Annotated in this window: 9 protein-coding genes; 6 read left to right on the top strand and 3 right to left on the bottom strand. The window is 70.6% G+C overall.

Annotation, left to right across the window (positions count from 1 at the left end; translation table 11 throughout):
* Nucleotides 1-134 precede the first annotated feature (134 nt).
* A complete protein-coding gene (locus OHS71_RS23330; RefSeq protein ID WP_328481300.1) occupies nt 135-3131 on the bottom strand; it encodes an AfsR/SARP family transcriptional regulator in 2997 nt (998 codons plus the stop codon).
* 192 nt (nt 3132-3323) lie between these two features.
* Between OHS71_RS23330 and OHS71_RS23335 the strand changes: the two genes are divergently transcribed.
* The 3 genes from OHS71_RS23335 to OHS71_RS23345 all read left to right on the top strand — a co-directional run bounded on the left by OHS71_RS23335 (nt 3324) and on the right by OHS71_RS23345 (nt 6255).
* Nucleotides 3324-4586: an amidohydrolase family protein gene (locus tag OHS71_RS23335; protein ID WP_328481301.1), complete on the top strand. Its 1263-nt coding sequence runs from the start codon at nt 3324-3326 to the stop codon at nt 4584-4586.
* On the top strand, nt 4583-5506 hold the full coding sequence (locus tag OHS71_RS23340) for a TIGR03619 family F420-dependent LLM class oxidoreductase (protein ID WP_328481302.1): 924 nt from the start codon (nt 4583-4585) through the stop codon (nt 5504-5506). Before OHS71_RS23335 ends, OHS71_RS23340 begins: the two co-directional genes overlap by 4 nt.
* A gap of 77 nt (nt 5507-5583) precedes the next feature.
* Nucleotides 5584-6255 (top strand): response regulator transcription factor, encoded by a 672-nt coding sequence (locus tag OHS71_RS23345; protein WP_328481303.1) that lies wholly within the window; start codon nt 5584-5586, stop codon nt 6253-6255.
* A 28-nt stretch (nt 6256-6283) separates the two neighbouring features.
* Here OHS71_RS23345 and OHS71_RS23350 read toward each other — a convergent pair whose 3' ends face one another.
* Both OHS71_RS23350 and OHS71_RS23355 read right to left on the bottom strand, forming a co-directional pair.
* Entirely contained in the window at nt 6284-7120 is an 837-nt protein-coding gene (locus OHS71_RS23350; protein ID WP_328481304.1) for a hypothetical protein, read from the bottom strand.
* 44 nt (nt 7121-7164) lie between these two features.
* Nucleotides 7165-7905 (bottom strand): hypothetical protein, encoded by a 741-nt coding sequence (locus OHS71_RS23355; RefSeq protein WP_328481305.1) that lies wholly within the window; start codon nt 7903-7905, stop codon nt 7165-7167.
* Between the two features lie 208 nt (nt 7906-8113).
* On the opposite strand from OHS71_RS23355, the gene OHS71_RS23360 reads away from it, so the two are divergent.
* From OHS71_RS23360 to OHS71_RS23370, 3 genes are all read left to right on the top strand, one after another.
* Nucleotides 8114-8884, top strand: a complete 771-nt coding sequence (locus tag OHS71_RS23360; RefSeq protein ID WP_328481306.1) for an SDR family NAD(P)-dependent oxidoreductase — start codon at nt 8114-8116, stop codon at nt 8882-8884.
* 112 nt (nt 8885-8996) lie between these two features.
* Entirely contained in the window at nt 8997-10115 is a 1119-nt protein-coding gene (locus tag OHS71_RS23365; protein WP_328481307.1) for an LLM class flavin-dependent oxidoreductase, read from the top strand.
* Between the two features lie 163 nt (nt 10116-10278).
* Nucleotides 10279-12009: an N-acyl-D-amino-acid deacylase family protein gene (locus tag OHS71_RS23370; protein WP_328481308.1), complete on the top strand. Its 1731-nt coding sequence runs from the start codon at nt 10279-10281 to the stop codon at nt 12007-12009.
* Nucleotides 12010-12013: the final 4 nt, after the last annotated feature.

Here is a 12013-nt window from a genome sequence, read left to right on the forward strand (position 1 = left end):
CCCCCGAGTATCGCCGGACAGAGACATGTGCCGGAGCCCACCCCCCAGCGGGCTCGTACGGCCCGTCTGCCCCCCGATGCGACGGTCCGTGAAGCAGAGCCTGGCAGGCGGTCATAAACGTTCGATGAACGCCGTCACCGGGCCGTCTCCGAGGAGGTCTCCAGGGGCGTCAGCAGACGGCGCACCTCGGCGGTGTCGGGTGCCCCCGACCGCTCCAGCAGCGACAGAGCCTCGTGCCAGCAGGCCCGTGCCCGGTCCGACTGGCCGAGGGCGTGCAGGCTCCTGCCCAGCGTGGTCAGCACGCTGCCCCGGATGAGGTCACCACCGATGAACCCGATCGCCAACGCCTGCTCGGCGTGCTGGGCCGCCTGCGCCGGACGCCGGTCGGCCAGGTGCAGCTGGGCGATGCGGAAGTGCGTCGTCCCCTCCCACAGCCGCTGCCGGTTGCTGCCGAACATCTCCAGCGCGTCGGACAGCTGTGCCAGTCCCTCGGCGAGCCGCCCGGCGCTGATCAGCGCGACACCGAGGGCGTAGCGGCCGTTGGCGAGGCGCAGGGTGAGACCGAGCTGCTGGTAGATGTCGACGCCCTGGCGGGCCAGGGTGACGGCGTCGGACGGGCGGTTCATCCGCTCGTAGAGCCGCGAGAGATTGCACAGCGCGTTGGCCTCCCCCGGCTGGTTCCCGTCCGCCCGGTAGCCGTCCCGGGCGGTGGTGAGGAACTCCTCGGCCTGCTCGTAGCGTCCCTGGCCGAGTGCGATGATCCCCCGGTCCGTGGCCGCCCAGCTGACCGGCGTCGCGTCGTCCGCGGCCGTGGCCAGCTCGATCGCGCGCCGGGCCTCCTCGTCGGCCTCGGAGTACCGTCCGGCGGCGAGGTGGACGTTGGAGAGCGCCGTGCGGGCGCGGCTCTCGGCGCGGACGTCGGCGGCTTCCTGCGCGGCGTCCCGCAGGGCCGTGGCCGCCCACTCGTACTGCTTGGCGTTGGCCCCCGACTCCGCGAGGTCCTTGGCGGCCCACAGGAGATCGACGGCACGGCGCAGCCCGCTGCCGGTCTGCTGCTGGCGTGCGCACGCGAGGAGGCACTGCGCCTCCGCGAAGAGCCAGTCCAGGGCCTGGCTCCGCTCACCGAAGGAGAGGCCCCGGTACGCGGTGCGCTCCAGGTGGACGACGGTGCGGTCCCCCGGCCGTTCGATCGCGTAGACCCCGGCCGCCGTCGCCAGATAGAAGTCCAGCAGGCGCGACAGCGCGGCCCCGCGCCCGCTGGGTGGCCATTCGTCGCGTTCCGCGCATGCACGCGCGTAGAGCCGGACCAGGTCGTGGAAGCGGTAGCGGCCGGGCGCCGCGGATTCCAGCAGGGAGGTGTCCACCAGGGACTCCAGCAGGTCCTCGGTGTCCTCCACCGGCAGGTCCAGCACCGCCGCGGCCGCCGCAAGGGAGATGTCCGGGCCGTCCGCCAGACCAAGCAGCCGGAACGCGCGGGCCTGGGCGGGTTCCAGGGCGCCGTAACCGAGCTCGAACGTGGCCTTCACCGCGAGGTCGCCCGCCTGGAGCTCGTCCAGCCGGCGCCGTTCGTCCGCCAGCTTCGCGGCGAGGACGGAGACCGTCCAGGTCCGCCGCGCCGCCAGCCGGGAGGCGGCGATGCGGATGGCCAGCGGCAGGAATCCGCAGGCGGCCACCACGTCCAGCGCGGCCTTGCGCTCCGACGCCACCCGCTCCTCGCCGACGATCCGGGTGAACAGGGAGAGCGCCTCGTCGGGGGACATCACGTCCAGATCGACGAGATGCGCTCCCGCCAGGTCCACCATCCGCACCCGTGAGGTGACCAGCGCCGCGCAGCCCTCCGTGCCCGGCAGCAGCGGGCGTATCTGGGCCGCGTCCTTCGCGTTGTCCAGCAGCACCAGCACCCGGCGGCCGTCCAGCACCGAGCGGTACAGCGCCGCCCGTTCCTCCAGCGAGTCGGGGATCGCCGAGTCCGCCGTGCCCAGGGCGCGCAGGAACGACCCGAGGACCGTCTCGGTCTCCGCCGACCGTGGCCCCGCGCCCTGGAGGTCGACGTACAACTGGCCGTCGGGGAAGGCCGGCCGGGCCTGGTGGGCCACGTGCACCGCGAGGGTCGTCTTGCCCACGCCGCCGATGCCCGCGAGCGCGGACACCGCCATCACCCGGCCGCCCGCGCCGGTGCCGTCGCCGGCGCCCGCCAGCACCTCGCCCAGTTCCCGCACGAAGGCGGAGCGGCCGGTGAAGTCGGGGACAGTAGCCGGGAGTTGCGCCGGCCGTACCCGCACCATCGCTGGTTCCGCCACCGGCGCGGAAGGCTCGGCCAGCTCCGGATCGGCCTGCAAGATGCGGCTCTGCAACTGCCGCAGCCCGGCCCGCGGATCCACCCCCAGCTCCTCCGCCAGCAGCCGCCGGGTGTCCGCGTACACGGCGAGCGCCTCCGCCTGCCGGCCGCTGCGGTAGAGCGCCAGCATCAGCAGCTCGCGCAGCCTCTCGCGCAGCGGGTACGCGGCGGTGAGCGCGGTGAGTTCGGAGACCGCCTCGGCGTGGCAGCCCTGCTCCAGGTCCATGTCCAGGCGGGATTCCAGCAGCCCGAGCCGCCATTCCTCCAGCCGGACGCGCTGTGCCTCCGCGTACGGCCCGGGGACGCCGGCCAGGGCCTCCCCGTCCCACAGTCCCAGCGTCCGGTTCAGCACCTCGCGGGCGTGGGAGAGGTCACCGGCGGTGCGCGCCTTCTCCGCCTCCGCCGCCCACTCCTGCGCCACCACCAGGTCCAGCGCGCCCTCCGCCGGCACGCGCACCGCGTAGCCGCCCGACTCGCTCACCAGGACGCCCGGGTCCAGGACCTTGCGCAGTCGGGAGGCATACGTCCGTACCGCCGCCAGGGCCTGGGAGGGAGGTTCCTCGCCCCACAGCGCGTCGATCAGTTCGGCGGCCGTCGCGGTGCGGCCCTCGCGCAGCAACAGGGCGGCCAGCAGGGCGCGTTGCTGAGGCGAACCGGTGGCGAGCCGCTCGTCGCCGCGGCATGCGCGCACCGGCCCGAGCACGTCGAAGCGCAGCGCCGCCGGCTCCTCGGGCGAGCCGGGACGTCTCTGCTCCGGCACCCGCGGGTCGCGGTGTCCTACCCGGTCGTCCATCAGGGCTCCCCTTAGGCATCCGAATTACCTGTTCAGTTTGCCCTGTCCATGTCGGAACCGTCAGCCTGCCCGGGAGGTGCGCGGGAGTCCACACGTCCCACACGTCCGATGCGCACACATCCCCACAGAGTCGATCGGTCCGGGCGCGGCCCACTAGCTGACGATCCGTCAGATCGGCGCTACCGTGCCCCCATGGAGAACGCACTGGAGAACGCATCGCAGACCGCGAAGACCGCACAGGACCTCCCGCTGATCATCTCCGTCGACGACCACACCGTGGAGCCGAGCACGGTCTGGCAGGACCGCCTCCCGAAGAAGTACCTCGACACCGGCCCCCGGGTCGTCCGCGCCCCGCTGAAGGAGATGACCTTCCTCGGCGGCCGCTTCAAGCCCGTGATGGGCGAGCCCGGCGACGACGGCCCCATCGGCGACTGGTGGGTCTACGAGGACCTGCGCCGCCCCCTCACCCGCCTGGACACCGCCGTCGGCTTCAGCCGGGACGAGATCAAGCTGGAGGTCATCACCTACGAGCAGATGCGCCCCGGCTCCTACGACGTCCCGTCCCGCCTCGCCGACATGGACGTCAACCACGTCCAGTCCGCCGTCTGCTTCCCCACCTTCCCGCGCTTCTGCGGCCAGACCTTCACCGAGGCGGCCGACCACGAACTGGGCCTGCTGTGCGTGCGCGCCTACAACGACTGGACGGTGGAGGAGTGGTGCGGCCCGCAGGCGCGGGGCCGGCTGATCCCGCTCACCCTCATCCCGCTCTGGGACGCCGAGCTGGCGGCGGCCGAGGTCCGGCGCAACGCGGCGCGCGGGGTCCGGGCGGTCGCCTTCTCCGAGATACCCCCGCACCTCGGTCTGCCCTCCGTGCACACCGACTACTGGGACCCCTTCCTCGCGGCCTGCGACGAGACCGGCACGGTCGTGGCCATGCACATCGGCTCCTCGAGCCGCATGCCCTCCACCTCCGCCGACGCCCCGCCCGCCGTCGGCTCCACCATCACCTTCGCCAACTGCTGCTTCTCGATGGTCGACTGGCTGATGAGCGGCAAGTTCGAGCGCTTCCCGAACCTGAAGGTGATGTACGCGGAGGGCCAGATCGGCTGGATCCCGTACATCCTGGAGCGCGCCGACGTGGTGTGGGAGGAGAACCGGGGCTGGGGCGGGGTCGCGGACAAGGTCCACCGCCCGCCGTCCGAGCTGTTCGCCGACCACGTCTACGGCTGCTTCTTCGACGACGCGTTCGGCCTGCGCAACCTCGACTCCGTCGGCGTCGGGAACGTCCTCTACGAGACCGACTACCCGCACTCCGACTCCACCTGGCCGAAGTCGCGCGAGGTCGGCGAGGCGCAGATGGGCCACCTCGCGCCGGACGTGGTGGAGCGGATCGTCCGGGGCAACGCGATCGAGCTGCTGGGGCTCACCCCGGACGGCCTGTGGAGCCCGCGGTGAGCCTCGACTACGGCATCCAGCTCCCGGTCCAGTCCCAGTCCACGATCTACGCCGAACCCTGGGAGGCGGACGCGGGGCCCGCCGACCTCGTCGCCGTCGCCCGGGCCGCGGACCGCGCCGGATTCGCCTACGTGGCCGCCTGTGACCACGTGGCGATCCCGCACCGGCTCGCGGACGCCATGAGCACGGTCTGGTACGACCCGGTGGCCACCCTCGCCCATCTCGCCGCCGTGACCGGACGCGTCCGACTCCTCGCGCACGTCGCCGTCGTGGGCCTGCGCCACCCCCTCCTGACGGCCAAGCAGTACGCCACCCTCGACCACCTCAGCGGCGGCCGGCTGATCCTCGGGGTCGGCGCCGGGCACGTACGGGAGGAGTTCGAGGCGCTGGGGGTGGACTTCGAGCGGCGCGGGGCGGTCCTCGACGAGACGCTCGACGCGCTGCGGGCGGCGCTCGGGCCGGACGAGTTCCCCTCCCACCACGGCAAGGCGTTCGACTTCGAGGGGCTCGGGCAGCGGCCCAGGCCGGCGCAGGAGCGGGTGCCGCTCTGGGTCGGCGGATCCTCCCCGGCGGCCGTCCGCCGGGCCGCCCTCAAGGGGGACGGCTGGCTGCCCCAGGGCGACCCGAGGGACCGGCTGCCCGCGCAGATCGGGACGCTGCGGCGGCTGCGGGGGGACGGGGCGCCGCCGCTCACCGTCGGCGCCATCACCGAGCCGCTGTACGTCGGCGCTCCCGGCTGGGACGTGGGCCGCCGCACCCTGACCGGGCCGCCGGAGGTCCTCGCCGAGTCGCTGCGCGCCTACGGGGCGATGGGAGTCGACCAGATCCAGGTGCGCTTCCGCTGCCGGAGCCGTAGCGAACTCACCGACCAGATCGCCCTGTTCGGAGCCGAGGTGGGGCCCCTGCTCGACATTTCTTGAACGTTTGAACATGTCCACGCCGAGTCGCGTATGTACGGACGTACGGACGTGACGGCTCCGGCGGAAGGACCCCGTAAGTGCGATCCTCCCAGCGACTCTCCGTCGCTCTCGCCTGCGCCGAGGGCGACTGGCCGCACGACGGCTGGCCCGCCCCCGGAGATCCGTACGTGGGGCGGACGGTGCGTGTCGCCCCGCCCTACGACGGCCTGCGCGAGGACGCGCCGGACGTCGTCGTCCTGCGCTGCGCGGAGCCGGCGAGCGCCCTCCCGGGGCTGCTGAGGGCGCTGGGCGGACACCGTGTCCCGGTGATCGTCGTCAGCGCCCGCGCGGACACCGAGACGGTCGTCGAGGTCTTCCGCGGCGGGGCCGGCTATCTCGTCGAGGGCGACTACTGCACCCACATGCTGTCCTCGGCGGTGGTGGCGGCCACCGTCGGCCACACGTATCTCTCCCCGGCGGCGTGCGCCGCCCTGCGCGAAGGGGCCCGGCGCATACCGGCCGGACCCCGGGAACACGACGCGATCGAGCGGCTGCGCGCACTGCTCTCGCCGCGTGAGCGGCAGGTCATGGAACTGCTGTCGACCGGCCTGGGCGCGCAGGAGATCGGGCTGCGATTACGGCTGAGCGAGAAGACCGTCCGCAACAACCTCAGCAACATCTACTCCAAGCTCGACGCCCGGGGCGGCACGGACGCGGTCCTGCGCTGGCTCGGAGCCACGCCGGCGTCCGCGCCCGTGCTTCGCACATGAGAAGGTGTGCGTTCCCGACAGTTTCCGGCTACGGCGCGGGAATTTCCGAAACCGGGATTTCCAGGTCGGTGACGTTGTCGCCGCCCTCACCGAATCCGGGCTCCGCGCGAAGGTCCTCGGCGCCGTCTCCCACGCCCTGTGGACTCGCACCGCCGGAGGAGTTCAGCAGTGCGCTGGCCTCGGGAGTGCCGCACTTCACATTGCGCAGCCAGAGCCGTCCGTCCGGGGTTCCGTTCTTCAGGATCTGCGGATAGAACACGTGAATGGCGGTGGAGCCCTCGCTCGGCGAGAAGAACACTGTCCTGCCGTCCTGCGCCTCCTTGTACGTGGCTTTGAGGAATCCGCTCACGTCGGTGCGCTTGTGAGACCACATGAAGAAGCCGATGTGGTCCGGCTGCACGGTGTCGCTCCGCTCGAAGGCCAGCGTGGTCTTCTTGTCGTCGCGCGTGATGTTCACTTCCTTCGTCTGGAACTTCGCGCCGATCTCGAAGAGTGAATTGCCCAGTTTGATGCCGCTGTCGCTGATGAACCCTTCTTCCAGCTGAGTGGTCCGGGTGACCGAGGCGCTCACGTTGAAGGACTTGGTGGTGCCCGTCGTGTTGCCGCAGTTGTTGGAGATGCCGGAGACCCGTTCATTGGGCCCCAGGCTGTTCTGTTTGAACTGGACGTCGACGAACTCGCAGTTCTCCAGTTTGTCGGAGTCGGACTTGCAGTCGGCCGAGACCTCCGAGGGCGTGGCGGCGCCGGCCGAGTTCATCAGCGCGACACCGGCCGCGACGGCGGCCACCGGGGCGAGGACCATCAGGGCGAGGCGCTTCTTGCGGCTGCGGTGGCCATGACTTCTGGTACGGCTGGTGCGGGACATGAGGGTTTCTCCTGGTGGGGGGTGGTAAAGATTCCGGATTCGGGTCAGCAGTCTTCGAGGACGGTCTTGGCGACGCCGTCCACCACTCCGGGGGCGCCAGCCGCGCCCGGCAGCATGCTGGGGCCTTCGACGACGTCCTCGAGGACGAAGTTCTGCTCGGGGGTGGCGTTCAGGACGGTGGTCGCCTCACGGGCGTCGATCCGCACCCTCCATTCACCGGTCATGCGCTGCATCTTCGGCGTGAACTCGATGTGGGCGACCTTTCCCACCGGTACCTCGACGGAGTCCTTGCTGCCGGCCTTGGCGGTGTTGGTCGTCATGTTGAGGGAGCTCTTGTGCACCTGCCAGGAACCGCTCAGCACACCGAACAGACCGCCCGATCCGCCCTGCACGATGGAGATCTGCTTGCCCTTTCCCTGGGCCACCTCGGACTCCCAGGAAATGGACACCTTGCTCGGTTCGGTGGCGTTCGGCTCGCAGTTCGGGAAGTCGATCGAGGCCTTTTCGGCGGGCCCGTTGAAGGTCTCGAACCTCGTCTCGACGAAATCACAGTTGTCGGCCGCGAAACCATCAGCGAACCCGCCGTCGAAATCGCGCACCGACTGTTGCTTGCCGTTGAGCACCGCAGACCTCTTGCACATCGACATGATCTGCTCAGGCGTCTTCGCGTCGGCCGCGTTCGCCGACGGCAGCAGTGCGACGACGGCGCCGCCGGTCGCCAGTGCCGCGCCGATCGCGACGAACCGGATCTTCCTGTTCTTGAACTTCCTGCCTCTTTTGGCCATACCATTTTCCGCTCTTGGGGGTGTCTTTGCAGTGCCGCTGTGGATTATTGGGGTTCTGCACAGCCTGTGGACAGAGTCAAATGTCCCTACCGGCAGGTCACTTGGTGTGTGCTTGTGCAATGGTCCGATCCCTGCGCCGTCGCACATCTGACGAAGCGTCAGTTACGGCGATACGATGCCGGTCCCATGGATCGCAAGGGAGGCCGGTATGGGCAAGCTCGACGGACGGGTCGTCCTCGTCACCGGGGCCGCACGGGGCCAGGGCGAGCAGGAGGCGCGGCTGTTCCGGGAGGAGGGTGCGGAGGTCGTCGTGGCCGATGTGCTCGACGAACAGGGGCGGGCCGTCGCGGAGGAGATCGGAGCACTGTACGTCCACCTCGACGTGGGGGTGGAGGCGGAGTGGGCCGCGGCCGTAGGCGCCGCCAAGGAGGCGTACGGCCATCTCGACGGCCTCGTCAACAACGCCGGCATCCTGCGCTTCAACGCCCTCGTCGACACCCCGCTCGACGAGTTCATGCAGGTCGTGCAGGTCAACCAGGTCGGCTGCTTCCTGGGGATCCGGACCGCCGCGCCGCAGCTGTCCGACGGCGGCACCATCGTGAACACCGCCTCCTACACCGGGCTCACCGGGATGGCGGCCGTCGGCGCCTACGCGGCCACCAAGCACGCCGTACTCGGCCTCACCCGGGTCGCCGCCCTGGAGCTGGCGCCCCGCCGTATCCGGGTCAACGCGGTGTGTCCCGGGGCGATCGACACCGCGATGTCCAACCCCTCCCGGCTGGACCCGGACAGCGACCCCGAGGAGACGACCCGCGCCCTGGACTCCCTCTACCGCAAGCTCGTCCCGCTGGGCCGGGTCGGCCGTGCGGACGAGGTGGCCCGGCTGGCCCTCTTCCTCACCTCGCAGGACTCGTCGTACATCACCGGGCAGCCGTTCGTGATCGACGGCGGATGGTTGGCGGGCGTCTCGGTCATCTGACTGACCATCAGCTATTGACCATCCAGGGACCCGGTGCCACAGTCGGCGGCATCCGCTGAATCTGACGAACCGTCAGTTAACCGCGATCCAGGAACCGGGACGGTGAACCTCCGTGGAATTCGGGCTCTTTGTACAGGGATACGTGGGCAAGCGCGCCGAGACCGACCCGCTCGCCGAGCACAAGGCGCTGATGGAGGAGACCGAGTACGTCATCCAGGCGGACAAGTCCGGCTTCAAGTACGCCTGGGCGTCCGAGCACCACTTCCTGGAGGAGTACTCCCACCTCTCCGCCAACGACGTCTTTCTCGGCTACCTCGCCCACGCGACCGACCGCATCCACCTCGGCTCGGGCATCTTCAACCCGCTCGCCCAGGTCAACCACCCGGTGAAGGTCGCCGAGAAGGTCGCCATGCTCGACCACCTCACCCGCAACCGCTTCGAGTTCGGCAGCGGACGCGGCGCGGGCTCGCACGAGATCCTGGGCTTCCTCCCCGGCATCACCGACATGAACTTCACGAAGGAGATCTGGGAGGAGACCATCGCCGAGTTCCCGAAGATGTGGCTCCAGGACGAGTATGTCGGCTTCCAGGGCAAGCACTGGCAGCTGCCGCCGCGCAAGATCCTGCCGAAGCCGTACGGGAAGTCGCACCCGGCGATGTGGTACGCGGCCGGGTCGCCGCCCTCGTACGCGATGGCCGCCCGCAAGGGCCTCGGGGTGCTGGGCTTCAGCATCCAGAAGGTGTCCGACATGGAATGGGTGCTGGAGCAGTACAAGACGGCGGTGGTGAACGCCGAGCCGATCGGGGACTTCGTCAACGACAACGTGATGGTGACGACGACGGCGATCTGCGCGCCGACGCACGACGAGGCGATCAGGATCGCCGTCGAAGGCGAACTGCACTATCTGCCGTCCCTGGTGTTCCGCTACCACGACACGTTCCCGCGGCCCGAGGGCTTCCCGGTCTGGCCGGAGACCCTGCCCGAGTACAACGCCGAGTTCGTCGAACTCCTCATCGAGGAGGAGCTGCTGATCTGCGGGGATCCGGACGAGGTGACGCGGCAGTGCAAGCGGTGGGAGCAGGCGGGGGCGGACCAGCTGTCCTTCGGACTGCCGGTGGGGGTGCCGAAGGAGGAGACGCTCCAGACGATCCGGCTGATCGGTGAGCACGTCATCCCGAAGATAGACACGGACCCCGTCCATCGGACGACGCGGTTCCGTCAGGGCGCGTAGCGCTGTCGCCGACCTGCGGGCGCGTCATCGCCCTGGGGCTGCGGGTCGTTCGGCGGCCGCCACTGCGCCGTGGCCGCTCGCACCCACGCGGCGGAGCCGTACAGCGATACAGCCCCGCGTCCCTTCACGGCGCCCACCGCATCGGAGTCGATAAGGAGCCCTCATGCTTGATCACGTCATCAAGGGCGCGACCGTCGTCGACGGGACCGGTGCGCCCGCCCACGTCGCCGACGTCGGGATCCGGGACGGGCGGATCGCCGTCGTCGGGTCGGTCACCGAGGAGTCCCGTACCGCCGAGGACGCTTCCGGGCTCGTGCTCGCGCCCGGGTTCGTCGATCCGCACACGCACTACGACGCCCAGTTGTTCTGGGACCCGTACGCCACCCCGTCCCTGAACCACGGGGTGACGACGGTCGCGGCCGGGAACTGCGGGTTCACGCTCGCACCGCTGCATCCCGACCGCCCCGGGGACGCCGACTACACCCGCAGGATGATGTCCAAGGTGGAGGGCATGTCCCTGGTCGCGCTGGAGGAGGGGGCGCCCTGGAACTGGCACGGCTTCGGGGAGTACCTGGACGCGCTGGAGGGGCGGATCGCCGTCAACGCCGGATTCATGGTGGGGCACTGCGCGCTGCGCCGGTACGTGATGGGACCGGACGCGGTGGGCGGGCAGCCGAGCGGGGAGCAGCTGGCGGAGATCGTCCGGCTGCTGCACGACGCCATGGACGCCGGCGCCTGGGGATTCTCCACCACACAGTCCTCCACCCACTCCGACGGGGACGGCCGGCCCGTCGCCTCCCGGCACGCCCGGCCGGAGGAACTGCTCGCGCTGTCCCGGGCGGTCGGCGAGCACGAGGGCACCCAGATCGAGGCGATCGTGGCGGGCTGCCTCGACCAGTTCAGCGACGCCGAGATCGACCTGTTCGCGGAGATGAGCGCGGCCGCCGGACGCCCCCTGAACTGGAACGTCCTCACCATCGACGCGGCCGTCCCGGAGCGCGTGCCCCGCCAGCTCATGGCGAGCGAACGGGCACGCAAGGCCGGCGGCAGGGTCGTCGCGCTGACCATGCCGATCCTCACACCGATGAACATGTCCCTGGGCACGTTCTGCGCGCTGAACCTCATCCCGGGCTGGGGACCGGTCCTCGCCCTGCCGGTCCCGGAGCGGATCGAGCGGCTGCGGGACGCGCAGGTGCGGGCGGAACTGCTGACACGGGCCAACTCGAAGGAGGCGGGCGTCTTCCGGAGGCTGACCGACTTCGGGCGGTACGTCATCGGCGACACCTACAGCGCGGCGAACGAGGGCCTCACCGGGCGCGTCGTCCGGGACATCGCCGCCGAACGCGGCCTGGACCCCTTCGCCTGTCTGGTCGAGATCTGCGCGGCGGACGACCTGCGTACGGTCCTGTGGCCGATGCCGACGGACAACGACCCGCAGTCCTGGGCCCTGCGGGCGGAGACCTGGACGCACGAGGACGTTCTGCTCGGCGGCTCCGACGCCGGCGCGCACCTGGATCGGATGTGCGGGGCGCCGTACACCACGCGCTTCCTCGGCGACTGTCTGCGCGGCCGGAGACTCGCCGGCCTGGAACAGGCGGTGAAGATGCTGACGGACGACCCGGCGCGGCTGTTCGGTCTCAGGGAGCGGGGCCGGATCAGTGAGGGCTGGCATGCGGACCTGGTCCTGTTCGACCCGGAGCGGATCGACGCGGGCAAGGCCACCCTGGTGCACGACCTGCCGGGTGACAGTCCGCGGCTGGACTCGAAGGCGATCGGGGTGCGCGCGGTCTGGGTCAACGGCGTGGCCGCCATCAGGGACGACACGGTGACGGGCGCCGTCCCGGGCCGGGTACTGCGCTCGGGCCGCGACACCAGGACGGTGAGCACCAGGTGACGGA

Origin of the sequence: Streptomyces sp. NBC_00377 (assembly GCF_036075115.1) — a bacterium.
GTDB lineage: Bacteria > Actinomycetota > Actinomycetes > Streptomycetales > Streptomycetaceae > Streptomyces.

Bases quoted from the DNA above. Each gene is read 5' to 3' on its own strand.
- OHS71_RS23330 (WP_328481300.1), bottom strand. From the start codon at position 3,131: ATGGACGACCGGGTAGGACACCGCGACCCGCGGGTGCCGGAGCAGAGA.
- OHS71_RS23335 (WP_328481301.1), top strand. From the start codon at position 3,324: ATGGAGAACGCACTGGAGAACGCATCGCAGACCGCGAAGACCGCACAG.
- OHS71_RS23350 (WP_328481304.1), bottom strand. From the start codon at position 7,120: ATGTCCCGCACCAGCCGTACCAGAAGTCATGGCCACCGCAGCCGCAAG.
- OHS71_RS23355 (WP_328481305.1), bottom strand. From the start codon at position 7,905: ATGGCCAAAAGAGGCAGGAAGTTCAAGAACAGGAAGATCCGGTTCGTC.
- OHS71_RS23360 (WP_328481306.1), top strand. From the start codon at position 8,114: ATGGGCAAGCTCGACGGACGGGTCGTCCTCGTCACCGGGGCCGCACGG.
- OHS71_RS23370 (WP_328481308.1), top strand. From the start codon at position 10,279: ATGCTTGATCACGTCATCAAGGGCGCGACCGTCGTCGACGGGACCGGT.